This window comes from Stenotrophomonas sp. RS-48, assembly GCF_030053245.1.
Lineage (GTDB): Bacteria > Pseudomonadota > Gammaproteobacteria > Xanthomonadales > Xanthomonadaceae > Stenotrophomonas > Stenotrophomonas maltophilia_P.
This window is the reverse complement of record NZ_JASGBV010000100.1, coordinates 1-25425: the sequence shown is the minus strand read 5'-3', so window position 1 is coordinate 25425 and position 25425 is coordinate 1. Positions and strand designations below refer to the sequence as shown.

Below are 25425 nucleotides of genomic sequence, written 5' to 3'. Positions count from 1 at the left end.
CGGCCTGGCTTCGGTGGCGCCATCATCATCGATGACCCGCACAAGCCGGGTGAGGCCGACAGCGACACGGTCCGCCAAGGCGTGCTGGACTGGTTCAACAACACCCTTCAGTCGCGAGTGAACAGCGCTGACACGCCGATCATCGTGATCATGCAGCGCTTGCACGAGCGGGATCTGGCCGGTTGGCTGCTAGGCCGCAAGCCTGGTGAAGAGCCGCGGCCAGGTGGGAACGGTGAGGTGTGGGAGCACGTCTGCTTCGAGGCCCTGTCGGAGGACGGCGAGGCCCTGTGGCCTGAGAAGCACACCGCCGCCGACCTCAATCGAATGCGCGAGTCGATGCCCTATGTCTTCTCGGGTCAGTACCAACAGCAGCCATCTCCAGGCGACGGCGGGATCATCAAGACCGCCAAGATCGAGACGGTCGATGCACTTCCCGCTGGCCTCCAGTGCGTGCGCGGGTGGGACTTGGCCGGAACAGAAGCCAAGATGAAGCGAGGTGATTGGACGGTAGGCGCAAAGCTGGGCCGCAGTCAGGACGGTGTCATCTACATCGCGGACGTCCTGCGCGAGCGCATGGGGCCGGACGAAGTGGAGACGGCGATCGGGAACACAGGCAAGGCCGATATGGTCCTCCAGTCCATCCCGCAGGATCCTGGGCAGGCGGGCAAGGCGCAGGTCATGCATCTGAGCCGCAAGCTCTACGGCGTTCCGGCCACCTTCTCGCTTGAGAGCGGGGACAAGGCCACCCGAGCGGCAGGCTTCGCCGCCCAGGTCAACGCCGGCAACGTGAAGATGCTGCGCGCGCCGTGGAACGAGGCGCTGATAAACGAATTCAAGATGTTTCCCAACGGCCACTTTGACGACCAGGTGGATGCGTGCTCGCGCGCCTTCAACTCCCTGGACGATGAGCTGGCCCTCTTCATGGCACAGGCCCAATGAGCAACCACCTGCAGCAAGACGGATACATGGATGCGGTGTTGGGTGACAAGAGCCTCGGGGCGGTCGTCTCCGCCGCGCTGGTCAGCGACTCCCATCTGTACGCCGAGGGCGGGCTGCCCGCGCGGGTAGTGGATCTTCCGGCGGACAACGCGGTCAAGGGCGGTGTGACGATCTCCGGTGACACGGATGGTGTCATCCAGGTGGAGCTGGAGCGCTTGAACGTGCTTCCGTTGCTCGCCGATGCTGCGCGCTGGTCTCGCCTGAGAGGCGGTGGCTGCCTTCTCGTGATTGCCGCTGACGGCGGGCTGCTGCGGGACCCGCTCAAGCCTGAGCGCCTGGACACCATCGAGGAGCTGCGCGCGTTCGACATCGATGATGTGTCGATCGATCGGGCCTACAACGACCCGAACGCCCGCAACTATGGGCAACCCGAGTTGTACCGGCTGCGGGTGCGCGGGGCTGGCACCCAGGTTCTGGTGCACGAGTCCCGCCTGATCGAGGTTCCTGGCGAGCCGCTTCCCGCGCAGATGCGGCAGGACAACATCCCATGGCGGGGCAGGGCAGCAGCCACCCGCGCCTTCCGCCGGATTCGCGACTACGTCGAAGCGACCAGCCTGGCCAAGGAGATCCTGCGCCGCAAGCAGCAGGCCGTGCACAAGATGAAGGGGATGGCGGCCGCTATCGTCGCCAACCAGGAGCAAGCCATCCAGAAGCGCCTGACGATGGTGGACCAGGCTCGTGGTGTCCGAAACAGCGTCGCTGTGGATGCGGAGGACGATTACGACATCCGCGACACCAACGTCGGCGGGGTCAATCAGCTCCTGCAGGAGTTCCAGATCGCGCTGTCGGCGGAGACCGGCATCCCGGTCACGCTGCTGTTCGGCCGCTCGCCAGGCGGCCAAAACGCCACCGGGGACGCCGACTTCGAGGGCTACTACAACCTGGTCGAGCAGCTGCGCAGCCTGAGGATGCAGCCGGCACTCGAGCGCGTCATCGCGTTGATCTGTGCACAGCGGGCGCTGGCGGGGAAGGCTCCCGACAACTGGAAGGTCCAGTGGTCGCCGTTGAAGCAGCTGACGGAGAAGGAACTGGCCGACATTGAAAAGACCAAGGCTGAGGCGCTGAAGACCGAGGCCGAGGCTGTGGTGGCCATCACCGGCACAAGTGCGGTTTCGGAGGATGATGCCCGCAGCTACGTCGAGCAGCGGGGCTTGTTCGGGCTGGTGCCGAAGGACAGCACACCGGGGACCGCGGCGAGCTATGCGGGCGGCCTGTGAGCCGGCCGGCACGCAAGCCTCGGCGCTGGCTCTATCCGGCTGGCGTCGAGCGGGACTATGAGCAGGCGCTGACGGCCATCGCTACCGAGCTGACTGCGGTCGTGGGGCCGGCGGTAATCCGCGCGCTGGGCTACCGGTCCGACGCGGTCGACCCGTCGATCGCGGCTGGGTGGTACGACGAGCTCGTACAGGCACTGGCAGCGGCAACCTCGTTGTCATCGGTGCAGGACCAAGTGCTCGGGCCACTGGTGTCCGAGTTCGCCAGGCGCACGACTGCGTTCAACAAGCAGCAGTTCCATGCCGTTCTGAGGTCCGCCTACGGGGTGAACATCCTGACAGCGGATCCGGACCTTCGCGACCTGATGCGAGTCTGGGAGGCGGAGAACCTATCGCTCATCCAGTCCATCCCCACGCAGTATGTGGAGCAGCTGCGGGGGCGAGTGACGGCAGCGGTCCAATCGGGCCGCAGCCTCAGGGACGTGATCAAGGTCGTGCGCGACACCTACGACCTGCCCAAGCACCGAGCGGAGCTGATCGCTCGGGACCAGATCGGCAAGCTGAACGGCGATATCACCCAAGCCCGGCAGCAGGGCATCGGCGTCGAAGAGTACCGCTGGCGCGGTGTGCTGGACGGCCGCGAGCGATCCGAGCACGTCGCTCGCGAGGGGAAGACGTATCGCTGGGATCAGCCGCCAGCCGACGGCCATCCGGGGCAGCCCATTCGCTGCCGGTGCAGTGCTGAGGCCGTACTGCCTGATCTGGATGACCTCGCGGCACTCATCGTTCACTAGGAGGGCAATATGCCCGCACAACGCTTTGATCGGGTGGAGCTGAAGGCGACCACCACCGTCGAGGGCTTCATCCAGGACGCCCCGATCCTCACCCGCACGGGGATCTTTGATTACCGCGGTCCTGACGGGAAGCTGCGCCGGGAGTACCGGCCGCCGGAAGAGGTCTTCCACGCGGATTCGCTGTCCAGCTACCGCGGCAAGCCGATCACGGACGGGCACCCCGGCCTGGTCACTGCCAGCAACGCCAAGGTGCACACCGTTGGCACCCTCCTGACCGAGGGACGGCGGGATGGCGACGACGCGCGTGGCGACGTGGTGATTTACGACACGGCGCCCATCGCGGCCGGCAAGAAGGAACTGAGCCTGGGCTACACCCTCGACATCGAGGAGACGCCCGGCGAGATCAATGGCGAGCGGTACGACGCCATCCAGCGAAACATCAGGGTCAACCATCTGGCCCTGGTCCCCCGTGGCCGTGCGGGCAACGCCCGGCTCAATCTTGACGCGGCAGACGCCGACACAACCGAGGAAGACACCACCATGACCATGGTCAAGGTTCGCCTGGACTCCGGCATCTCCTACGATGCCGCGCCCGAGGTCGCCAACGCCCTGCAGGCAACGCAGGACGCGCTCACCGCCGCTCGCTCCGACATCGACAAGGAGAAGGCTCGCGCCGATGCTGCCGAGGCCAAGCTGGTCGATGCCGAGAAGGCAGCCGACAAGGTCCGCGCCGATGCTGCCGCGGCTGCCAAGGCCCGCATCCTGCTGGAGGACAGCGCAACCAAGATCGGCGCCAGCTTCAAGCCGGACGCCACCGACACCGAGATCCGCAGTGCCGTGATCAAGAAGGTGCGCGGCGACAGCTTCGACCTGACCGGCAAGAGCGGCGGCTACATCGAAGCCGCCTACGACTTGGCCATCGCCGAGAAGGGGCAGCGCCAGGACGCGGTCGCCAGCCAGCGGCAGGACCTGGTCGGCCAGCGCCCCGCCGGCAGCAACCCCGAAGTCCGCCAGGACGCCCGTTCCGCGCGCGAGCGCATGATCGCCCGCAACAGCGGCGAAACCACCGAGGAGTGATTCCCCATGTATGAGGACTACCAGTCCCGCGCGTTTGCGGGCATGAAGGGCGATTCGGGCGACGACCGCGTCGAATCGTTCCCGGTTGGCGCTGCGGGCCTCGGCCTCGGCCTGGTCACTGGCACGGACGCGAGCGGCGTGCTGGTCGCAGGGGCTGGCACCAAGGTGCGCGGCATCAGTCTGCACAGCCACACCATCACCGGTGCCGGCTATGTCCAGTACGACTGCGCTTCGGTCATGACCAAGGGCCATGTCTGGGCGCAGGTGGCCGCAGGCGGTGCCGTGACCGTCGACGGTCCGGTCTCCTTCGCCGCAGATGGCCGGGTGGCCAACGCTGGCACGGCCCTGCCCAACGCCGTGTTCCGCACCGGCATCGTCGCCGTCACGGATCCGGCTGGCGTGTCGTCCAACGTCGCCCTGGTCGAGCTGCACAACCCGTTCGCGGTGCCGCCGGCCGCTCCGTAAGCCGGTCTGCAACCGACATCCCTCCCAAGCCGCCTCCGGGCGGCTTCTGCACATCAGGAAACCACCATGCACGAGCACTACGACGAGGCTGACCTCTCGGCAGTGGCGCAGTTCCAGCAGAACACCGGAGCCAATCTGGTCCGGCAGGATGCTGGCATCTTCACTGCCCGCCAGCTGGACTACGTCCGCACCCGCACCTACGACCGCAAGTTGCCGCCGATGAAGGGGCTGATGCTGGTCCCGCCGTCGAGCGACGTCCCCGAATGGGCCGAGACCGTGACCTACTCGGTCTACGACTCGGTGGGCATCGCCAAGGTCATCGCCAACTACGCTGACGACCTGCCGCGCGCCGACGTGGCCCGCGTCGAGAAGACCATCCGGGTCAAGACCATCGGTGACAGCTACGGCTACAACGTCAACGAGCTGATCGCCTCGAACGCCACCGGCGCCAATCTCCCGACCCGCAAGGCCAACGCCGCGCGCCTGGCGGTGGAAATCAAGCTGAACCTGATCGGCATGGTTGGCGATGCCGCCTATGGCTTGTATGGCCTGACCAACCATCCGAACATCGGCACCACGACCATCACCGGCGGCTGGACCATGGCCACCGATGCGGACGTGCTCCTGGCCGACCTGGACGCGATCTACAACGCGGTGCGCGTGCAGTCGAAGGGTGTGCACACCCCGAATCGCTTCGCGATGGCCACCGAGCCGCTGTCGATCATCAGTTCCAAGCGCCTGCCGGACTCGAACGGCCTGACCGTGGCCGAGTTCTTCCGTCGCAAGCATCCGGGCCTGGTGTTCGAGGAGATGGCCGAACTCTCGGGCGCTGGCCCGGGCGGCGATGATCTGATCATTGCCGGCGAGTTCGCGCCGGACAACATCACCCACGACGTGCCGATGCAGTTCAACCAGCTGCCGGCGCAGGCCCGCAACCTGGAGCTGGTGGTGCCGTGCATGGCCCGCAGTGCCGGCGTTTCGGTCTTCTACCCCCTCGCGTTCACCAAGGCGGTGCTGTGATGGCGACCTACAAGAACAAGTCCGTGGGCGCCCACGTCCACGATGGCAAGGTGATCGCCCCCGGCGGCACCTTCGACGCCCAGCCGACGAAGAACCTCGGCAAGCTGGTCAAGGCGAACCTGCTGGAAGTGGTTTCGGGCGCAGCCAGCGCGCAGGCCGGCACCGGCGGCGACGGCGAAGACAAAGCCGCGCTGGTCGCCCGCGCCAAGGAGCTGGGCGTCCCCAACGCCGGCGCCAACTGGGGCGTCGAGAAGCTGAAGGAAGCCATCGCTGAGGCCGAGAAGAAGGCCGGCACCGGCGGCGACGGCGAACAGAAGGACGCCTGACCATGGCCATGGCCGACGTCATCGAGATCCTGGACTTCCTCGCCCCGGGCCTGACCGCCACGCCGGAAGAGAAGGCCACGGCCATCTCGATGGCGGAGGCCTACAGGCCGGCATGCCTCACGGAGAAGAAGGCGGACGAGGCGGTTGCGTGGTACGCCGCGTGGCTTCTCTACAGCCGCCAGCAGCAGAAGGAAGCTGCGGACAACGGCGAGGTCGTCCCGCTGGGTGTGAAATCCCAGACGGACGGCGACCTCAGCCGCACCTACTTCGACGGCGCCACCGGTAGTGGCGTTGCCGATCCGGCGGGCTTCTACGCACGCTGGGCCGCCCTCAACGACATCTGCGCGCGGCTGGGTGCCATCACCGTCAGCCCAAAGCCCATGGGGTGTTGCGGATGGCCGCGATAACCAAGAGCAGCGGCGATGGCCTGGCGCAGTACCTGAAGCAGGTCGATGCGCTGGATGGCCGGGGGATCAAGGTCGGTGTGCAGGCCAAAGCCGGCACCCAGGACGGGGTCAGCCTGCTGGACATTGCCATCTACAACGAGCTGGGGACGCAGGACATCCCCGCCCGACCCTTCATCCGGGACTTTGCCCAGAAGAACGAGCGGGTGCTCGGGATGGCCATGGACCGAGTCGCTACACGGGTGGAGCAGGGCGCCCCGATCGACATCGCCCTGGCGCAACTGGGCGAGTTCGCCCAGCAGCAACAGCAGGCCCACGTCAGGGCATCGAAGAGCTGGGCCGTGCCCAATGCGCCATCCACCGTCGCCCAGAAGGGCAGCGATGTGCCACTGGTCGACCACGGCACCCTGGTCAACGCCATCCGCTGGGAGAAGGTCTGATGGGCATGCTCGGGGAACGGACACATCCGCGAATCACCCGGGGCGAAGGCGCCTACATCGATGGGCGCTGGCAGGACGGCCAGGAGACGCAGACCGACTTTCGGGCCAGCATTCAGCCGGCCAAGAAGGAGGACTACGACCAGCTGCAGGCGCTGGCCGAAGGCCGTCGCGTCGAGTCGGCTGTTCGGATCTACACCCGGACGCAGTTGGCGGTTGCTGGCGACACCGACAGCAACGGCGACATCGTCATCTACCGCGGAGATCGCTACCTGGTCACCGCCGGCAGTGACTGGAACATGGGCATGCGCGGGGTGAACCACTACCGCTATCTGGCCGTCCGGCAGAAGCTGTCGAGCGAGGAGGGCGCATGATCGAAGATGAAATCCGCGCCCTGATCGCCAAGGCAACCACCCTGCAGGTGATCTTCGCCAACCAGAATGGCCCCCGCCCCAAGCTGCCCTATATCACTGTTCGGGTCGATACGGCGCCGCGCGCGCCGCTGCTGGAAGCAGACCTGAGCGATGACGGGAATCAGACCTATGCCGCCCACCGGGACGCCACCGTCGAATTGCAGTGCTTCGGAGATGGATCCTTCGATGCGCTTGACGACCTGTCCCAGCGCCTGAAGGGCCCATACATGGTCGCGGCGGGGTACGCGGCCAACATTGCTGTCTACGCCACCGACTCGGTGCAGAACATACCGGTCCTGCGCGATGGGGCTAAGTACGAGCCCCGCGCAGTGCTGGATATCGGCATCCGCTACACCAAGCAGCACGACGAAGAGGTCGGGCTGATCAAGACCGTGCAGGGCGAGATGACCCTGCAGGACCACGGCACAGACCTGGTCGACACATTCGACGCCACCAGCGCCACCTGAGCGCCCGGCATCTGCACCACGCCCTCCCGCGCCGCCAGGCGTTCGTTTCCATGCCCAGGAGCAACCTGCAATGGCATCCATTGACCGTATCGCCAAGGTCGAGATTTCGCTGGCGACCACCTCGATCAACCAGCAGTCTTTCAGCGACCTGCTGTTCCTCGCCCCGCTGCCGGCGTCGGCCGACCGCGTGTTCCTGGTCACGTCCGCCGACGAGCTGCTGGACCATGGCGTCGCACTGACCGATCCCCTGTACAAGGCCGTACAGACTGTGTTCCAGCAGGATCGGGCGATCGATCAGGTGTACGTCGGCCGCCGCACGGTGGACGAAGACGGCGACCCGACCGAGACCATCACCGAAGCCCTGGTGGCGATCCGGGCCGCCCATTCCGGGTGGTATGGCCTGATCCAGCTGTCGCGCGTTGCGGCCGAAATCATGGAAGCCGCCGCCTGGGTGGAGGCAAACGACAAGCTGCAGCTGGCCAGCAGCGGCGACGCCGGCATCATCACCGCCGGCGACGCGGATATCGCGAGCCAGCTTAAGGCCCTGAACTACAACCGCACGGCGCTGTGGTATCACGCCAGCGCCGGCACGGAGTGGGTGGAAGCCGCCCTCGCCGCCAATCGCTTCACCTATGACCCCGGTGCCGAGACTTGGGCGAACGTGCGGCTGAGTGGAGTGCAGACTGACCCGCTGACCGAGGGGCAGTCGCAGATCGTGCGCAGCAAGAACGCCAACACCTACGAACAGTTCCGCAATCTGGGTCTGAGCCAGTACGGGACCGTCGCCAGCGGCGAGTGGATCGACATCATCCGCTTCCGCGACTGGCTCAAGGATCGCGTGCAGACCGGCATCGTGGACGTGCTGGCGAAGGCAGACGGCAAGATTCCGTACACGAGCGCGGGCATCCAGGTGATCGTGACCGCGCTGCGCGCTGCACTGGACGCAGGTGTCACCGCCGGCGGCATCGCACCGCGCGAAACCGACGCCAACGACAACGTGCTGGAGTCGTACCGGATTACCTACCCCGGCCTGGCCGAGATTGCCGACAGTGTGAAGTCGCAGCGGCTGCTGGAGGGCATCAAGTTCTCCGCGCGTCTGGCCGGCGCGATCCACACGGCCGAGATTACCGGCACCCTCTCCTACAGCATCTAAGGACCTCGAACATGGGCTCCAAGACCTACGATTCCTCGCAGGTGATCATCACCTTCGGGCCACACATCATCACCGGCTACGCCGAGGATACCTTCATCTCGGTGGAAGAGATGGGGGATGGCATCACCTCGGTGGTGGGTGCCAACGGAGAGAAAGGCCGTTCGATGTCGCAGAACCGGTCCCTGCAGATCACGCTGACTCTGCTCCAGACCAGCAAGAGCAACGATGCGCTGTCTGCCGCCGCCGACTTCGACCGGGCTTCGCACGGGCAGGGCGCGCTCCCGCTGGCCATTACCGATCTCACCGGTCGGACCCTGATCGCCGACCCCGGAGCGTGGATCGTGAAGAAGCCGAACGCCGGTTTCGGCGCGACCATCGGCAATCGCGAATGGACCATTGAAACGTCCAACGAGGCGACCTACCACGTCGGAGGCGCACGCTGATGGCCAAGAAGGAAGTGAAGATCGGGCAGACGACGTTCTACCTGACGACCTTTGCACCGCGCGACCAGCTGCGGATCTTCGGCGACCTGCAGAAGGAGCTGCTTCCCGCGGTGGGAACCCTGCTCACGGCTGCAGCCGGCAGGACCGACGAGGACGACGGCGAACTCGATGAAGCGGTGCTGCTCGGGGCAATCCGGTCGTTTTCTGGATCGCTGGACGGCAAGGGCCTCGACACGTGGTGCAGCCGACTCATCGATGCCGAGCGGGTCGCATATGAGAAGGCCGGGCGCGACGCACGAAAGCTGACCCAGAGCCAGATGGACGACGCGTTCGCTGACTTCGGGGAGATCCTGGAACTGCTCTTCGAGATCATCAAGCTGAACTTCGCCGGCCCTTTGGGGCGATGGCTCGGCCTCTTTGGGTCGGGCCTCGGGGAGAAGCTGGGCGGGTTGCTGGACGGTTCGAACCCGAGCTCGAACGGGAGTTCCTGATCTTCAGGCCGGTGATGGCCGGCGTCGTCTCCATGACCGAGATCAACCAGGGAACGGTTGATCTCATGGACCTGATCAAGCTCAACGCCTTGCTGGATGCCCGCGAGGCGTCTGAGGCGTCGGGCAAGAAGCCGAAAGGGAAGTAACCATGGCCTTGCGCGAACTGGTCACCGTCCTGCGCTATGAGCTGCGGGAGGGCAACCTCAAGAAGTATGTCGACGGCTACCGTCGGGCGGAGAAGGCGGTCAACACTGCCGCCAAGGCTGCCAACGACCAGCTGAAGCGCGGTGTGCAGGTCGCCAATCGCGAGCTGGCCAGCATGAACCGCACTGGCAACCAGTTGACCCGCACCATGGGCCGGCTGACCCGTGAAGCCCGGGAGTTCGGGATTGGCTTGCGGCAGGGGGCGCGCCAGGGATACGGCGAGGTCCTGCGGCAGATGGATCGGGTGGAGGCAAAGCAGCGGCGTCTCAATCGCGAAGCAAGGTCTTCGCGCAGCCGCTCGGTGGGCGCCGACTTCGGAAGCGTCGGGGGCATGATCCAGGGCCTGATCGGCTTGGCCACGGGCAAGGCATTCGCCGACGCATCGGACGAATGGGCTGGCGCGAACGCACGGATTGGCCTGCAAACGCCTGACGACTACACGCGCAACCGATCTCGTGACTATCTGTTCCGGACCGCGCAGAGGACGGGGCAGATGTTCCCCTCCCTGTCGGATACATTCGTCTCGATGGCCAGAGGACGCGAATCCCTCGGCTTGAGCAATGATCAGACGCTGCTGCTATCGAGCAACGTCAGCAAGCTGATGACCCTCGGTGGTGGGTCCGCAGCGTCCCAAGACGCGGCGCTCGTACAGTTCGGCCAGGCGATGAACGCCGGAGTTCTGCGCGGTGAAGAGCTGAACTCGATCCTCGAGCAGGCGCCGCGTCTGGCCAAGGCTATTGCGGACGCCCTTGGCACCAGTGTTGGGAATCTCCGACAGCTTGGGCAGGACGGCAAGATCACCTCCAAGGCGATCGCAGACGGTCTGTTGCGCCAGACTCAGCAGATCGACAGCGAGTTCGAGCGTCTGCCCATGACCTTCTCCAGGTCCATGACGCAGATTCGCAACAGCTTCATGCGGCGTGCGGGAGAGATGAACCAGCAGTACCGACTGGCTGACCGGTTCAATGTCATTGCCCAGGCGGTTATCGAGAACATGGGCAAGATTGGTGCCGCTCTGGCAGCGATAGCCGGAAGCTACGCTGCGGTGAAGGTGTTCCGGGCGCTTGGAACCGTGCTCGGTTTCCTGCAGCGGACGGGCAGGGTCGCAATCCTGTTCTTCTCGCGGTTGGCTAGCGGGCGAACGGCACAGGCCTTCGCGAAGCTGGGAACTGTGGGCCTGCGCTTCCTGCGGGTCATTCGGTCGATCACCACTGCGATGGCGGCGATCGGATCTATCGGTGCCGGCCCGGTTCTCATTGTGGTCGCGGCCATCGCAGCCGCAGCCGCGGCCATCTACAAGTACTGGCAACCCATCAGCGCGTTCTTGATCGGTGTGTGGGAGGGGTTCGCTTCGGTCATCGGTCCCGCGATGCAGGAGCTCGTCGCAGCTTTCCAGCCTCTCGCGCCTGTGTTTGCGGAGCTGGCGGTGCTGCTCGGCCGGGTCTGGCGGTGGTTCATGGAACTGCTTGCTCCGGTGATCGCCACGCAGCAGGAGCTAGACAACGCGACAGCGAACGGAAGGGTGTTCGGCCAGGTGCTGGCATTGAACCTCAGGCTCGTGATCGGCCTGGTAACCATGCTGGTACGCGCGTTCGCCGCCGTGAGCCAGGCGGCGCTCTCGGTGCGAACGATGGTCGCTCAGGCCTGGAATGCCATTGTCGGCACCTTCCAGCGCGGCTGGGCCGCTCTTACCGGAGCGATCCCCAGCTGGGCAAAGACGGGCCTGAACATGGCAGCAAGCACGGTCGGCATGTTCGGCGCGATATCGCCAGGCTCTGTAGTGAACGCTGGTCGAAGCGCCCAGAACGTCTCGAACACCAACAACGCTACGGTCAACGTCACTGCCCCGCCCGGAGCTAACCCCGCCGCCTATGGCGCAGCCGCACAGCGCGGCACCAGCAAGGCCATGACCGGCTTCCAGTACCAGCTGCCGACGCCGGTCGAGAGCTTCTAAATCACTCGGCGCGCGCCATGGCTTTGGCCGTGGCCGTGCCCGCAACATGAGGCCAGACGGCGCATGGAATTCTTCCAAGGTTTCACTGTCACCTGGGCGGCAGAAGGTCCGGTCGCGGACTTGTCCGAACAGGCTGTTCGGACCGGATGGGGCTTCATTGGCCAGGTGCCGCCAGCAGTCGAGCAGTTCAACGCAGTGCACCGCGGCGACGGGCTGCGACAGCAGTGGCTGTTCAATCAGGTCAAGGGCGTCACTGACGCCGCTGGTCTGACGCTCACCAGCGGCGATACCGATACCCTGCAGGAAGCGCTTGCCTACCAGATCTGGAAGGGTGGGGAAGCGGCGGTGCCGAAGTCAATCACGTCTGCGTCGGGCAACGACGCGGGCCCGGATGGGCACACGCATGCGCTGGACAACACCGGCGTGAACTCGGGTACATACGGGACATCAAGCGCGGTCGGCCGCTTCCAGGTGGATCAGAAGGGGCGCATTACCGGTGCCGAGCAGGTGGACATCAGCCTGCCGAATCTATCCGGCGTGTTGCCGGTGGGGAAAGGCGGGACCGGAGCCACGGCAGCTCCTCAGGCGCGAAGCAACCTCGGAATGGCCCCGTTCATGGCCCTGGCCGATTCGCTCCTTGCCGCGAGCGGCTTTGTCGAGCTGGTAAACGATGCCGGCAACTTCCGCCTCATCATCCAGTGGGGCGAAGCCACCGTGCCCGCCGACTCCTCCCTCAGGGTGGAGTGGCCGAAGGTTTTCCCGAATGCCTGTCTGAACGCGTTCTCCTGCCTCGGCTTCATCTTCAGCACGACTGGAGATGCTGGCTGTTCCATCCGCGACCTCGATGCAGCGGGTGGCACGCTTCTGCAGGGCACTGCCACCCCCGGCATCGTCCGGTACTTCGCAATCGGATACTGACCATGGCGCTGACTGCACTGACCTTCAGCTCGGTGTTCGGCACTCGTGCGGCCGTCGGCGCACTGGAGTTGGATGCTCTCATCAGCGAGGACACGGTGCTGGATAGCTATGCGACCGTCTACCCCGTCGAGGATGGCAGCACCATCACCGACAACGTGTCGAATGATGCCGAGAAGCTGTCGCTGTCGGGCATGGTGACCTCGGCGCAGATCACGGTCTTCGGCGCCAACGGCTGGCAGAAGCTGGTCCAGGCAAAAGACGTTCTGAGACGACTTCATGAGGCCCGCGAGCTGGTCACGATCAGCACCGGCATGGATACCTACACAGAGATGGTCATGGAGCGTTGCCGTATCGGCCGCACGAACGAAGGAGACCACTTCTCCATCGACTGCGACTTCCGGAAGATCGTCAAGGCCCAGCTGAAGACGGAAACCGTGCCTGAGGACAAAGCGGCGCCCAAGGCCAAGGGCAAGGCCGGATCGACACGTACCAGCGGGGGAAAGGCTAGCACGCAAGACCTGAGTGAGAAGCAGCAGCAGGCGGCCACCGAGTACGTGAACAGAACTCTTGGCATTGGCGGAGACGGAATCTCTCCAGGGGTGCAGTGATGTTCCAGATCGAAACCATCGACGCCAATGACCAACTGCTGGAAGTGGAACTGGATGGGGAAACGTACTTTGTTCGACTCGGCTGGAATAGCGAGGCCGAGCAGTGGGCAATGGAAGTCCAGAACTACAACCAGGAGACCCTGGTGGCCGGCATCGTGGTTGTGCCGAACGTTCCGCTACTCGCTCGGTTTCACTACCTCGCGCTACCGCCTGGAGAGCTGATGGCATTGGTGCTGGGCGACACGGCCGGAATTCCCCGTGATGGATTCCGGAAGGGCTTGGCCAGCCTCATCTACATTCCCGCTGCGGAGATCGCCTGATGCCACGGTTCCGCCGCACCTATCGCCTGGTCGTTGGACCTCCAGGCGGGCAGGGCACAACCATCCTGCCGCCGATGCAGATCCAGTTCGACGTGCAGAAGGATGCTGAAGAAGATCCTAACGTGCACTCGATCCGGATCTATAACCTCGCTCCGTCTACGCGGAAAGCTCTGGAGAAGCCTGACCTTCGCGCCTATCTCTACGCGGGCTACGAGGAGGAGAGTGGAGCTATCCTGCTGGCGGCTGGCACGGTGGTCGATGCCTTCACTCGCTTCGATTCGGCCGATGTGGTCACCGAGCTTGCGATCGCCGATGGGTATGGCGAGCTTCGCGACAGCGCGGTGAGCCTGAGTTATGGCGCAGGATCAACGTCGGCCACGATCATCCAGGACGTGGCAGGAAAGATGGGATTGGTCCTGAACATGCCTCGGTCTCTGACGCCGAGGACGTGGGAGCACGGCTTCAGCTTCTACGGTCCTGCTCGTGCCGCGCTGCACAAGCTATGCAAGGGTGCTGGTCTGGAATGGTCAATCCAGAACCAGACCCTGCAGGTAGTGGCCACCAAGGGTGTGACCGAGCGCAGCGTGGTCGTGCTGAACGCTGCATCCGGACTGATCGGTTCACCGGAGCGTGTGCGCGAGGCCAGCCGAGAGAAGGACGCCGGCGGTGGAAAGACTGTCCGATCCGAGCGGCAGCGTCGAGACGGCTGGCGCGTCCGGTCACTGCTGCTTCCCTGGTTGAATCCGGGCGACCGGGTGCGCATGGACAGCCGGCAGGTTAAGGGGATCTGGCGCGTCGAATCAGTCTCGCACAGTGGCGACTATCACGGCGGTGACTGGACAACCGACCTGCATATCGTGGAGGTGTCATGAGTCAGGCATCCGACCTTCGGCGGCTGATCGCCACCGAGCTGGCAGAGGTACACACATGCCTGCCCGGCAAGATCGTGAGCTTCGACGGGCATGCTGCTGTCGTTGCGCCCGCGCTCAGCAAGGCACTGTCCTCAGGCGAGGCGCTGGCGGCGCCCAGCATTGTGAGTGTTCCCGTGCACTTTCCGCGCGGAATGGCTGGCCAGGCAACCATCTCGGTGCCGCTGGCGGCTGGCGATGACGTGACGCTCCATTTCTCCGAGCGGGCGCTGGAGAACTGGCTCTCCGGGACGGACGGAGAGCCGGGAGATCCCAGGATGTTCGATCTCAGCGACGCGTTCGCGACGCCAGTCTGTCGGCCTGGGGTGCAGCAGGTCGACACCGAGAACCTGGTGGTCCAGTTCGGCTCGGCCAGCATCACCATATCGCCCGCAGGCGATATCACCATCACGGCAAGCGGTGCAGCGAGCATTTCTGCTCCAGCGGGCCTGACCATCGATGCCGACGTTCTGCTCAGAGGGAAGCTGGACGCTACGGGCGATGTCACCGCAGACGGCGTGAGCCTGATCGAGCACATCACGACCGGCGTCACGCCGGGCACTGGTACTTCTGGGAAGCCGCAGAAATGAGTTTGGACCTCAAGCTTAATGCGGTGCACGACCTTGCCGTGGACGGCACCAACGTGGTGCTCGTGGACGGCGCCTCCCGGGTACGACAGCAGATCAAGGTCACCCTGATGACGTGGTTCGGGGAGTACTTCCTGGACGTGACGTTCGGCGTCCCCTACCTGGAATCCATTCTGGTCAAGCGGCCCAACCGCAGCGAGATCGAGGCGGTGCTCCGACAGCGGATAAACGACGTTCCCGGCGTGACAGGGGTAGCCAGCATGCAGTTGAACATCGATCGCGAGCGCAGGCGGCTGGAGGTGAGCTTCCAGGCCAACACACACGAAGGCCTCATCGCCGACACCATCACACTGGAGTAGCACATGGCCGAATTCGGCGTGACCCCGGCCGGGTTCATCCGCAAGCGTCTGGCGGATATCCGGCCCGAAATCATTGCGGCGCTGCGGAACAACTTGCAGGCGGCCGGACTCTCCGGCGACATCGAGACGCGACCCGACTCGGTGATGGGGATTCTGATCGATACGTTCGCCGAGCGCGAGGCGGCCCTCTGGGAACTGTCCGAGGGGATATATGGCGCAACCTACCCGAGCTCAGCGAGCGGCGCGAACTTGGACAACGCGGTATCCCTGACCGGGGCTGAGCGAGAGAGCGCCACCCCCTCGCGTGGGTACGTGGTGCTGTATGGGGAGGGAGGCACTGTGGTTCCGGCCGGCAGTCGTATCCGGAGTGCGGCCAGCGGCGAGCAGTGGGGTCTGGCGCAGGAGGGTAGGATCACCAGGTCCAACACCGCCGACGCTACGGTCAGCTTGAGCGGCCCGCCTGTTGCGCAGGCCTACACGGTCTACATCGACGGCGTCGGGTACACCTACAACGCGGCGGCCGGGGCCACCGAGGCACAGATCCTCAACGGACTGGCCATGGCCATCACCGATTCCACCGTTGCGACGTCGGTGGATGGAGCACAGCTGCGGCTGATGGCCGCTGATGGAACAGGATTTCCTCTCGGCTTCACGCCGAATCTGAGAGTGGGCATCCTGGGCAGTCCTGCCTTGGCTGAGACGCTTCAGCCCTCAACGTTGGGAGCTGATCCGGGAACGCTGACTGTGATCGACACAGCGGTAGCCGGATGGGCGTCGGTAAACAACCCGTCGCCGGCTGCAGCAGGGGCTCCAGCGGAAAGCGATTCCTCTCTGCGCAATCGGTATGGGAAAGGCTTGTACCGGATGGGAGGGGCGACCCTACCGGCAATCGCTGCACGGGTGCGTGCAGACGCCGCCGGCGTTACCAATGTCGTCGCATATGAGAACACCAGCGACTACGCGGACATGGCAGGAAGGCCGCCGCACTCGGTGCACGTCATCGTGGAGGGTGGACTGGACCTTGAGATTGCTGAGGCGATCCGAGATTCCAAGGCGGCCGGAATCGCTACACATGGCGCGTTCGCTGTCCCGGTGGAGACCGCTTCCGGACTGCAAGCCGTCATTCGGTTCGACCGACCTGTGCCGGTCTACGTATGGATCAAGGCATCTATCACCCTGCTTGATCCGCAGGAACAAGCGTTCCCGGACGCAGGCTTGAACGACATCGCCGCTGGCCTGGCCGCCTTTGGCGGGCAGCTGAGCATCGGAGACGACGTGGTGTGGCAGTCGTTCTATCGTCCCGTCTACGGCGTACCTGGAGTGGCCTACGCGACGTTGCTGTTTGCCACGTCGTCCAGTCCGGCAGTTCAGCCGGCGCCCGGCGCATATAAGGCCGAGAACATCACGATTCAGCCGCAGCAGCGGGCGATGTTTGACCCCTCGCGCATTGAGGTGACCTGATGGACCTTCAGCAGGACCATGGTTCCATCGCGTGGTCGAACTGGACGGCACAGTTCCAACAGTCACAGCGGCTGCGCTCGCTGGTGCTGGCGCTGGTCCAGCCGATGACAACGCTGCAAGGAGCGCTCAGGCAGCTGCGGGACGACCGGTGGCTGGATACGGCCGTGGGGAGGCAGCTGGATGGCCTGGGCGAGCTGTTGGACCGGCCGAGGCAGATCAGCAACACGCGAGCCATCTGGCACTTTGGCTTCCAGGGACAGCCGAACATTGGTGGCTTCGGCGAGTTTCCAATGTACCGGAGCGGCTCGGGACTCTACACCGGTGGTTCGACGCTGGATGACGAAAACTACAGGCGTTTGCTGCGCTGGAAGGTGCTGGTAGACAGCGGCTTCGGTACTGCGCCGCAGATCGAAGCTGCACTGAGGGTCTTGTTCGACGTGGCGCGGATCGCAGTGGAAGACATCGGGACCGCGCGTATCCGCATCCACATCGGTCGTAAGCCTACTGAGGACGACTTCTTCCTCGGCAACGTTGGGCAATGGGTTCCATCTGCCGCGGGCGTCGCCCTGGAGTTTCGGACCTATGAACCGGACGAACCCTTCGAGTTCGAGCCCGGCAACAACCTGCAGCTGCTGATCGGCAGCGACGGCGCGCCTTTGCTGGGGCGCGACGGCTATCAACTCATCGGAAAGGGGTAACACCGTGGCAGAGAAAGAACTCAGCCAGTACCAGGAAATCGAGGTGATCGGTGCAGGAACGAAGCTGGCTGTCCTCGAGGGAGGCATGAATGCTCAGGCATCGGCCGCCGTGCTGGGCGGATTCGTGGATGGCCAGATCAACGCATCTGGCTTGCCTGCTGACGTAGAGGCCCTGAAGGTCGGGCAGTCGACCAGCTCGATCTACAAGGCCACGCTGGCCGAGCTGGAGGCAACTCCGGGCAGCTACGTCGGTCAGGGTGGGTTCGTTCCGCTCACCGGACAGTACAGCTGGGATGGCACGCAGTGGGTCAAGATCGCAGATGACATCCTGGTCAACAAAGCGGACAAGCTACCGACGCGCTTCGGCATCGCCAATGCCAACAGGGATGTCGGCGATGCGCTGACGCAGGTCGAAGTCACCGAGCGCATGGTGACGCAGGTCTTGCACAATGCGACCTTCGCCCCTGTCGGGAACCGAGCGGTCTACTCGGCGGCGGAAGCGGCCAATGGGCTGCCGGTCAACGCATACCGCTTCTGGATGAGCAACGTGCCGCTGCTCGGTGACATCACGCTGCAGGTGTACTCACGGGTACAGGCCGGAAGCACGTCTGCGTACCCGCCTACTGCCAACGACACTCTCTTGGCGGAGGTGACCGTCAATGGTGCAGACCTGGCGATCGGTAATGGTTACCAGTACGTGGAGTTCAGGCTTCCGCACGATGTGACGACGACCGGGTCCGATCTTCTGGTCTGGAAGCTGAGCGCCGCTGGCGGTCTGTCCATCGGCATCCGCAACGACGCGCCATCATTGACGCAGTTCCGGCGCGGCTGGTTCGGCAACGCTGGCGGCGCGAGTCAGAACGTTGGAGCGCCCAACCGGCTGGCCTTTGAGGCGTTCCACCGTGAGGTGGACAGCGCTCTATCTCCGCAGATCAACGCGCTGGAGAGCCAAGCCGTTGTGGTTGATCGCAGCTTCACGCGTGAATTCTCGGCAGAAGCGTCGCACGAACCGAACGGCCAGACTTATGGTCAGGAGGGTGGCCATTACGCGTGGACCTTCGGTGCACAGGCCGGTGCCGGACAGGACATCGCCGCCGGATCATCGATCGACACCTTGGCCCTGATGGTGGAATTGGCCAGCAACGTTGCCAGTCTGCGGCTGCGTGTGTGGTCGCGTCCGACCAATCCTGCAACGGCTGGCACCTACCCGGCGAGCGACGGGACAGCCAGGCTGCTCTACAGCGGCATCAAAACCGTGGCGGAGCTGGGCCTGGAGGCTGTCTCGGGAACCTGGCAGGATCTGCGGTTCCCGTTCCCGGCCATCCAGACGACCGACGGGCAGACGTACCTGTTCGAGCTGTGGGGATACACCGCGGCTGCCGCCAACGTCGGCATCGGCATTACCCGTGCGGCGGACAGCGGCTACAACCAGCAGCAGCGTGGCTGGTATCGGGGTTCGTCGGCGATCGCGGCCGGCTCGGCCCTTGCCTGGAGGTTGGGCGGCGATGTGTTCCGGCTCGCTTCCGATGATTCGGGCGACCTCGGCGTGCACCTGCTGGACGCCTATGACCTCCAGATCGATGTCTCGGGTCTGTCCGTGTACGTGAACGGAAGCGGCTACGGGGACGGTCGGAAGGTCAGCGTCAATGCGGCGCTGACGGTCACAGCTGCAGCGACTGGCACGGAAAACAAGGAGGACTACAGCCTCATCTATGACCTCGACACGGTGTTTCCGAGCATCGCGGGCGCGTGGCTGGGTCGTCGGCACATCAGCGGCGTTTCCGCCGCCCGCAGCGATACAGGGACCGCGCTGACGTTGGGTACGGACTTCGCCTACCACGTCAACGGAAAGCTGCGTGGCCTGGTCGACGTCGCCGCCTTCAACGTGGACGTGACCTACAGCTACAAGAGGGAGCGCTACGACCTGATCCAGATGGACCCGCAGACGCAGGCCGTGACGGTCAAGGCCGGACCGGAGCGTGACTTCGACGCTGTCGAGTACCTGCCCACGCCGGATGAGGGCAGGGCGGTGATCGGATATCTGCACGTGGTGGGCAACACAGCAACGGCCATTAATGCGTCGAAGTTCCTGGGCGGCGTGGTGCGGCGAGGGAGCGAGGACGACTGGCAGCAGCTGTTGATGCACAACCGTTCCTGCATGCGGCGCTTGCTGGGCAAGGTTGCGCGCGGCGAGGCCATCACCGTTGCCAGCTACGGGGATTCCATCGTGGCCGTGCAGCTGGGCACCCCGCCGTACACCGCCAACGGCACCACCCGCGACCGGCCGGAAAACTACCTCATCAGCATGCCGGCGGACACCGTGGCGGCGCTGCCGAAGTACGATTTCGGCGATGGCGCAGGACAGGTCCACGTCAAGATCAGCGCCCCCTGGTCGCTGATCGCTGCGCTGGAGCAGGCAAGCGGACAGCCGGCCGTATACCTGAACTTCGGCCGCGGCGGCACCACCTCCGCCAACAGCCTGGACAATGGCCTGTGGCCGGCCAGGTTGCAGCCGGTGTTGGATTCCGGTGCGGACGTGCTGCTGCTGCACTTCGGCATGAACGAGCTGGGGCAGGCCACCACCTTGGCCAACATCAAGAGCATCGCCAGCCAGGCCAAGGCGGTCGGCATGGATGTCATCGTCATGTCGGTCCCGAGGCGAAATGCTGTGGACGGTGGCGCGCTGGCGGGCTGGAACTACACCAACAGGGCTCTGTGGCGCGCCGCGGTGGAGGTGGGTGCGGCGTATGCGCCGCAGCACTGGATCGTCATGGACGAGCAGCTGGGTGGCATGGGCGCCAGCCCGGATTCGCTGGGAGCGGCCGCGCTGTTCAACCACCCCGGCCCGGCAGAATTCGCACGGTACGGTCAGGTGCTGGTGCAGTCGGTTCTGGGGTGAGCGGGCAGGGGAGAGCTTGCCTCGCCCATCTCACTCGACCTGCTGCAGCAGGTCCTCGCGGTTGTTCCTGGGCGTGTTGACCGCCCGGCTGACCCGGTACGCCTCCATGGATGGGGGGTCGCTGGCCAGTAGCATCGCCATTGCATCGTCGGGGCTGGCTGCCATCCACTCATCGATCTGGCTGGCCAGCAGCCATACCGGCATGCGGTCGTGGATGTCGGCCGACACGCCGCTGCTGTCCCCGGTGATGACCGTGAAGGTTCCCAGGTTGCCGTCGGGCAGCAGCGGGCTGCTGTCCTCCCACAGGCCGGCAGCCAGCAGCGGCTCGGCCGCGTGGATGAACCATGGATCCTTCTTCCCGTCGATCGGGCTGACCGACCACTCGTAGTAGCCGGCCATCGGGATGACGCATCGGCGCTTCTTGAACGCCGTCCGGAAGGCAGGCTTGGTGGCCACGGTCTCGATGCGGGCGTTGATGGTCGAGCCCTGCAGGCCCTTGGCCTTCGCCCAGAACGGCAGCAGGCCCCACGCCAGACGGGTGACCTGCCGGCCTTCGCCGCGGTCCAGGATCACCGACGCCCGCTGTGTCGGGGCGAGGTTGTAGCTTGGCTGGATCTCGACCAGGCCCGGGGCAAGGTCAGCCAGCTCGGCCTGTCCGAAGTTGACGACGGGGAGCTGGACGAATCGGCCGCACATGGCCGGAGCGTAGCCCGGCCGGCCGTGGCGCAAATGTGTAGAGCTGATCTATTCAGACCGTTATGCTTGCGTAACGCATTGATAATAAACCGAAAATCGTCAAGAAGGGTGTTGACCAATCGAGCGTGCGCTGCCTATTGTCAGATCTCCCGAACCAATGAGGTGGTCCATGAACGTCCATACCTATGCAGCCTCCAGCCGCACCGAGATCGACGGCCTGCTTGCTGATGCACACGCAGAGGCAAAGACCTACTTCGATATCGAACAGTGGGCGCTTCGGTCAGTTCCGGATCCTGAGTTGCGTCGCTACTGCATGGAAAGAGCGGAGCAGCTGCTCGCGAAATAGTTCAGCTGGTCAAATGGTTCAGCCAAGTGGCCGGCGCGTTCGCAGGATCTTCGACGACAAGCGGCGCCCGTTCTACGAGCACCAGCTGGCAGCGTAAGTAGCCAAAACGGGGCCAGGCGAGCGACAAAGTCGCGCGGGCCGCTAGTACGCGATTGTCGGGCATATCGGCCGCGACCGGCCCTGCGCGAGCGCAAAGTGGATGATCGCTGACGGTCAGGAGCTTTCCCGCGGAGTCCATCACAGTCCATAGGTGTCCGTGGAAGTCCGGGCAGACACTAAAAGTTTAGCTAAACTACTGATTCGACTTGCATGAAAGGCTTGACGGGAAGCAAATACCCCAATATCTTGTGTTCACGGCTTCGGAACAGCCGTTGAGCGGCGGGGCATCCCCGCCTTCATTTTGGAAAGGAATTCAACCTAGTGGTTGACATTGTTCATGGAATGTGGTGAAATGATATCGCTGGATTGTCCAGCGAAGTGGAAGGGTTCCCATGTACATGTTCGAGGCACGTATCGGTTCGCAGGGAGGGGCAAGCCATGTTGACTGAATTCGGCAAGGCGCTCCGGAAGCTGCGGATAGATTTCAGCCTCACGCTTGGTGGGCTTGGGGAGCTGCTCGGGGTGAGTGCTGCGTTCCTGTCCGCTGTGGAAACGGGCCGCAAACCAGTCCCGTCGGCGCTTCTACCGAAGCTGCAGAGTCATCTGCGTCTCGGCGAAGCGGCAATGCGGGATTTGGAAGTCGCGGCAGCTAAACAGATGAACGAGGTGGTTGTGGGGCTTGGCAACCACAGAAGTGATAGAGCGAAGGAGCTAGCTGTGGCCTTTGCTCGGAGATTCGACACCATGGACGCTGAGGAGGTGGAGAAGATGTTGGCCCAACTGGAAAAGCTCAAATGAAAGGATAAAGGCAGATGAGTGGCTATTGCTTCCAAGTGCCGCCGTTGAGTACGGACAAGATCACCGCCAAGGCTGATGTTTTCCGCAAAGCTCTCGGGGTAGAAACCGACAGGTTTCCCTTGATTGAAGTCGTTGAGTACGCGATCCCGTCTCTGTGGGAAGCCTTCTCGCTTCAGATTCGCGAGAAGTCAGAGATGGGTAGCGCACACGGACTGACGTTCCCGGAAACGGCCGAAATCTGGTTGCGGGAAGATGTGTACGAGGGCTTTCTTGCTGATCAACCTCGTGATCGATTTACCGTCGCTCACGAGTTGGGTCACCTGCTATTGCATAACGGTGTGAGCTTGGCCAGGAGCATGAAGAAGCCGAGCGAGCTCAAGCCATATGAGAACTCGGAGTGGCAGGCCAACACCTTTGCCGGTGCGCTTCTCATCCCGACGGCGACTGCGCAGCGCCTAGGAGATGAGTGGGAGGTGGCGGAAGCATGCGGTGTTAGCTTCGACGCGGCGCGAGTTCGACTTGCAGCTCTCCGACAGCGGGGGAAGCTGAAGTAAAAAAAACGCGAACCAATGGATGGTCCGCGCGTGTGTTCGGTGGGCTTGGAGCCACCACCAATTTCTTGCTTGACTCGACTAGCCGGGGATTCTAACTACATCCGGACCGTCTGGCAAGAATCAAATCTGGCCCCAGAAGGAGGTGTGACATGCCCGATGGAAATTCATCCGGCCCCAAAGGGGTTCCGATGGGTCTACTGCCGCTATCGCCGAGTGCATAACTCGGAACGCGTGCTGGACGCCCACGACTACGGCTATGAAGCCTGGCGCTTCCTGGTCCGTTGCTAAGGAACCTGAGTAGTTAGGACCCTGAGAGGGGAGGCGGTGTACCGCCTCCCCGATAGCTCTGTGCTGCCTGGGTCAGCTGAATTAAGCGTTTATCAACCTGTCGCAGCGCCTGCGACGGCCGGTCGTATCCTTCCGGCCATGCATTCCTCGCACGGCTTCCGCACCGCCCCAATTCCCTCTGGCTGGGTCCAGACCGGTGAGCGCTGGGCGCTCTGGTACAACGGCCGGGAGACAGACGGCGTTGCTCCCGATGGTGGTGCCGGCGTGCGCCTGTGGATGGAAGGTCAGAAGATGTGGCAGGTGAAGGAAGTGCGTGCAACGAGCGTCCGGCAGGCGAAGCGGTACGCCGAGCGCTGGTGCGCGGCCAGGCTCTATCCCGATCTGCCTTTACGCGAGGCCGTCGCCCGTCTGACCGACAGCACGCGGATCCAACTACCGCCGCCACTGCCAGGCCTGCCGCCTACGCGCGAGCAGCAGCAGGCGCGCCGCCTGGCTGAGTCTGGGGCGCTGGATCTGACACGGATCAAGGAAGCGTTGGAGCCGCGCAAGCCGCCGGCAGCGATCAAGCCCAGGGCGAGAGATCCTCAGAAGGCGCGGGTGAGGGCGGCGCTGCAGCAGCTGCGGCGCGGGGTCTGATTCCTCAGCCTGTCCGCAACTGCACGACGTTCCCATCGCGCAGGCCATCGAGGTAATCGGCCCAGACCTGCATCATCCTCACACGCTCCTGCAGGTGCGATGTGCGGTTGTAGGCCCGGCCGTTTGGATCCTTCACCGCGTGAGCAAGCTGGTGCTCGATGATGTCCGGGCGGAAGTGCAGGACCTCGTCCAGAATGGTGCGAGCCGTAGCGCGGAAGCCGTGGCCGGTCATCATCGTGCGGTCGTAACCCATGTTCCGCAGCGCTGCGGTAACGGCGTTCTCCGACATCGGGCGCTTGGGATCGCGGGCGCCAGAGAAAACCCACTTGTGCCGGCCGGTGATCGGCTTGATGTCGTCCAAGATCTGCAACGCCTGCCTGGACAGCGGCACCAGGTGTGCAGCACGCATCTTCATCTTGCTGGCGGGGATAGTCCACACGGCCGCGTCGAGGTCGAATTCCTCCCATTCCGCGTGCCGCAATTCGCCGGGACGCAGGAACACCAGCGGTGCCAACCGCAGAGCCGAGCGGGTGATGGCGGAGCCGCTGTATGCCTCGATGGAACGCAGCAGGCCACCCAGCTGCCCGGGGTCGGTAATCGCGGCGTGGTGGGCCTCCTTCGGCGGCGCGAGCGCTCCCTTCAGGTCGGCAACCGGGTTTCGCTCCGCGCGGCCTGTCGCCACGGCGTACCGCATGATCTGGCCGCAGTTCTGCATGATCCGGTGCGCCGATTCGATGGCGCCGCGGTCCTCGATGCGCCGGGCGACGCGGAGGAAGTCCGGCGCGGCGAGGTCAGCTACAGAACGCGACCCGATCCACGGGTACACGTCGTTCTTCATCCAGGCTTTGACCTTCTCCGCATAGCTGGGCACCCAGGGGCGCGTGGCCAGCCACTCGGTGGCGATGGTCTCGAAGCTGTCCGAGCCGAGAGCGGAGTGGGCGAGGGCGGCAGCCTTCTTCTGCGCGCCAGGATCGACGCCTCTGGCCAGTAGCCGGCGGGCTTCGTCGCGGGCCTCGCGAGCGCGGGCCAAGGACACATCCGGGTACAGGCCGATCGACAGCAGCTTCTCCTTGCCGGCGATGCGGTACTTCCAGCGCCAGCTGCGTGCGCCGGTCGGGGTGAGGTAGAGATACAGGCCGCCGCCGTCGGTGATCTTCTGCGGCTTGTTGCTGGGCTTGGCGCGCCTGATGGCTGCGTCGGTCAGAGGCATTGGGGGTATCGCTTCAGTGGGTGCGGTCGGATACCCCTTGATATACCCCCACCGTCTCACGGATTGAAACGGATTCCCCCGGTCTGCTGCGGACAATAAAAAAGCCCGGAAACCCTTGTGATGCGGGGATTTCCGGGCTTCTCCGGTCCTGGGCGGACCGCTCGTTGGTGGAGGTGGGC

30 protein-coding genes are annotated in these 25425 nt (G+C 64.4%); 28 read left to right on the top strand and 2 right to left on the bottom strand.

Annotation, left to right across the window (positions count from 1 at the left end):
* The 24 genes from terL to QMZ25_RS16845 form a co-directional block, all read left to right on the top strand.
* Positions 1-939, top strand: a 939-nt coding sequence (gene terL / locus QMZ25_RS16960; protein ID WP_283220005.1) for a phage terminase large subunit, incomplete at its 5' end; no start/stop codon positions are given.
* The gene (locus tag QMZ25_RS16955) at positions 936-2216 is read left to right on the top strand and encodes a DUF1073 domain-containing protein (RefSeq protein ID WP_283220004.1); all 1281 of its coding nucleotides are present in this window, start codon (positions 936-938) and stop codon (positions 2214-2216) included. The genes terL and QMZ25_RS16955, both read left to right, overlap by 4 nt.
* A complete protein-coding gene (locus QMZ25_RS16950) occupies positions 2213-3007 on the top strand; it encodes a phage minor head protein (protein ID WP_283220003.1) in 795 nt (264 codons plus the stop codon). Before QMZ25_RS16955 ends, QMZ25_RS16950 begins: the two co-directional genes overlap by 4 nt.
* Positions 3008-3016: 9 nt before the next feature.
* Positions 3017-4084: a DUF2213 domain-containing protein gene (locus QMZ25_RS16945; RefSeq protein ID WP_283220002.1), complete on the top strand. Its 1068-nt coding sequence runs from the start codon at positions 3017-3019 to the stop codon at positions 4082-4084.
* Between the two features lie 6 nt (positions 4085-4090).
* Positions 4091-4549, top strand: a complete 459-nt coding sequence (locus QMZ25_RS16940) for a hypothetical protein (RefSeq protein WP_279924379.1) — start codon at positions 4091-4093, stop codon at positions 4547-4549.
* Between the two features lie 66 nt (positions 4550-4615).
* Positions 4616-5569 (top strand): DUF2184 domain-containing protein, encoded by a 954-nt coding sequence (locus tag QMZ25_RS16935; RefSeq protein WP_283220001.1) that lies wholly within the window; start codon positions 4616-4618, stop codon positions 5567-5569.
* Positions 5569-5895, top strand: coding sequence for a hypothetical protein (locus QMZ25_RS16930; protein WP_053517522.1), 327 nt, complete (start codon positions 5569-5571; stop codon positions 5893-5895). The genes QMZ25_RS16935 and QMZ25_RS16930 overlap by 1 nt, the downstream gene beginning before the upstream one ends.
* Positions 5896-5897: 2 nt before the next feature.
* Entirely contained in the window at positions 5898-6302 is a 405-nt protein-coding gene (locus QMZ25_RS16925; RefSeq protein WP_283220000.1) for a DUF4054 domain-containing protein, read from the top strand.
* Positions 6290-6739, top strand: coding sequence for a hypothetical protein (locus QMZ25_RS16920; protein ID WP_279924374.1), 450 nt, complete (start codon positions 6290-6292; stop codon positions 6737-6739). Before QMZ25_RS16925 ends, QMZ25_RS16920 begins: the two co-directional genes overlap by 13 nt.
* The gene (locus QMZ25_RS16915; protein WP_080375266.1) at positions 6739-7110 is read left to right on the top strand and encodes a hypothetical protein; all 372 of its coding nucleotides are present in this window, start codon (positions 6739-6741) and stop codon (positions 7108-7110) included. The genes QMZ25_RS16920 and QMZ25_RS16915 overlap by 1 nt, the downstream gene beginning before the upstream one ends.
* Positions 7107-7616, top strand: coding sequence for a hypothetical protein (locus tag QMZ25_RS16910; RefSeq protein WP_283219999.1), 510 nt, complete (start codon positions 7107-7109; stop codon positions 7614-7616). The genes QMZ25_RS16915 and QMZ25_RS16910 overlap by 4 nt, the downstream gene beginning before the upstream one ends.
* 70 nt (positions 7617-7686) lie before the next feature.
* Positions 7687-8769, top strand: coding sequence for a DUF3383 family protein (locus QMZ25_RS16905; protein ID WP_283219998.1), 1083 nt, complete (start codon positions 7687-7689; stop codon positions 8767-8769).
* Positions 8770-8780: 11 nt separating this feature from the next.
* On the top strand, positions 8781-9212 hold the full coding sequence (locus QMZ25_RS16900; protein WP_283219997.1) for a phage protein: 432 nt from the start codon (positions 8781-8783) through the stop codon (positions 9210-9212).
* Positions 9212-9703 (top strand): phage tail assembly chaperone, encoded by a 492-nt coding sequence (locus tag QMZ25_RS16895; RefSeq protein WP_111185561.1) that lies wholly within the window; start codon positions 9212-9214, stop codon positions 9701-9703. The genes QMZ25_RS16900 and QMZ25_RS16895 overlap by 1 nt, the downstream gene beginning before the upstream one ends.
* A gap of 148 nt (positions 9704-9851) precedes the next feature.
* The gene (locus tag QMZ25_RS16890) at positions 9852-11861 is read left to right on the top strand and encodes a tape measure protein (RefSeq protein WP_283219996.1); all 2010 of its coding nucleotides are present in this window, start codon (positions 9852-9854) and stop codon (positions 11859-11861) included.
* Positions 11862-11924: 63 nt separating this feature from the next.
* Positions 11925-12779 carry a hypothetical protein gene (locus QMZ25_RS16885; protein ID WP_283219995.1) on the top strand — a complete coding sequence of 285 codons (855 nt, stop codon included), beginning with the start codon at positions 11925-11927 and terminating at the stop codon, positions 12777-12779.
* 2 nt (positions 12780-12781) lie between these two features.
* Complete coding sequence (locus QMZ25_RS16880; protein WP_283219994.1) at positions 12782-13387, top strand: phage baseplate protein; 606 nt, start codon at positions 12782-12784, stop codon at positions 13385-13387.
* Positions 13387-13707, top strand: a complete 321-nt coding sequence (locus tag QMZ25_RS16875) for a hypothetical protein (RefSeq protein ID WP_283219993.1) — start codon at positions 13387-13389, stop codon at positions 13705-13707. Before QMZ25_RS16880 ends, QMZ25_RS16875 begins: the two co-directional genes overlap by 1 nt.
* Positions 13707-14579, top strand: a complete 873-nt coding sequence (locus QMZ25_RS16870; RefSeq protein WP_283219992.1) for a hypothetical protein — start codon at positions 13707-13709, stop codon at positions 14577-14579. The genes QMZ25_RS16875 and QMZ25_RS16870 overlap by 1 nt, the downstream gene beginning before the upstream one ends.
* Complete coding sequence (locus QMZ25_RS16865; protein ID WP_111185572.1) at positions 14576-15205, top strand: Gp138 family membrane-puncturing spike protein; 630 nt, start codon at positions 14576-14578, stop codon at positions 15203-15205. Before QMZ25_RS16870 ends, QMZ25_RS16865 begins: the two co-directional genes overlap by 4 nt.
* Entirely contained in the window at positions 15202-15561 is a 360-nt protein-coding gene (locus tag QMZ25_RS16860; protein ID WP_283219991.1) for a hypothetical protein, read from the top strand. The genes QMZ25_RS16865 and QMZ25_RS16860 overlap by 4 nt, the downstream gene beginning before the upstream one ends.
* Before the next feature lie 3 nt (positions 15562-15564).
* Complete coding sequence (locus QMZ25_RS16855; RefSeq protein WP_283219990.1) at positions 15565-17022, top strand: baseplate J/gp47 family protein; 1458 nt, start codon at positions 15565-15567, stop codon at positions 17020-17022.
* Positions 17022-17720, top strand: coding sequence for a DUF2612 domain-containing protein (locus tag QMZ25_RS16850; RefSeq protein WP_283219989.1), 699 nt, complete (start codon positions 17022-17024; stop codon positions 17718-17720). Before QMZ25_RS16855 ends, QMZ25_RS16850 begins: the two co-directional genes overlap by 1 nt.
* 43 nt (positions 17721-17763) lie before the next feature.
* Positions 17764-20619, top strand: coding sequence for an SGNH/GDSL hydrolase family protein (locus QMZ25_RS16845; protein WP_283219988.1), 2856 nt, complete (start codon positions 17764-17766; stop codon positions 20617-20619).
* Positions 20620-20649: 30 nt separating this feature from the next.
* Here QMZ25_RS16845 and QMZ25_RS16840 read toward each other — a convergent pair whose 3' ends face one another.
* Positions 20650-21315 carry an SOS response-associated peptidase gene (locus tag QMZ25_RS16840; RefSeq protein WP_283219987.1) on the bottom strand — a complete coding sequence of 222 codons (666 nt, stop codon included), beginning with the start codon at positions 21313-21315 and terminating at the stop codon, positions 20650-20652.
* Positions 21316-21484: 169 nt separating this feature from the next.
* Between QMZ25_RS16840 and QMZ25_RS16835 the strand changes: the two genes are divergently transcribed.
* The 4 genes from QMZ25_RS16835 (at position 21485) to QMZ25_RS16820 (ending at position 24036) form a co-directional block, all read left to right on the top strand.
* Positions 21485-21661, top strand: a complete 177-nt coding sequence (locus QMZ25_RS16835) for a hypothetical protein (RefSeq protein WP_283219986.1) — start codon at positions 21485-21487, stop codon at positions 21659-21661.
* Between the two features lie 537 nt (positions 21662-22198).
* Positions 22199-22558 (top strand): helix-turn-helix domain-containing protein, encoded by a 360-nt coding sequence (locus QMZ25_RS16830; protein WP_164198052.1) that lies wholly within the window; start codon positions 22199-22201, stop codon positions 22556-22558.
* A 14-nt stretch (positions 22559-22572) separates the two neighbouring features.
* Positions 22573-23112 carry an ImmA/IrrE family metallo-endopeptidase gene (locus QMZ25_RS16825; RefSeq protein ID WP_164198050.1) on the top strand — a complete coding sequence of 180 codons (540 nt, stop codon included), beginning with the start codon at positions 22573-22575 and terminating at the stop codon, positions 23110-23112.
* Between the two features lie 426 nt (positions 23113-23538).
* Positions 23539-24036 carry a hypothetical protein gene (locus tag QMZ25_RS16820; RefSeq protein WP_283219985.1) on the top strand — a complete coding sequence of 166 codons (498 nt, stop codon included), beginning with the start codon at positions 23539-23541 and terminating at the stop codon, positions 24034-24036.
* A 4-nt stretch (positions 24037-24040) separates the two neighbouring features.
* Here the strand turns inward: QMZ25_RS16820 and QMZ25_RS16815 are convergent, their stop codons facing one another.
* A complete protein-coding gene (locus QMZ25_RS16815) occupies positions 24041-25246 on the bottom strand; it encodes an integrase arm-type DNA-binding domain-containing protein (protein ID WP_283219984.1) in 1206 nt (401 codons plus the stop codon).
* Positions 25247-25425: the final 179 nt, after the last annotated feature.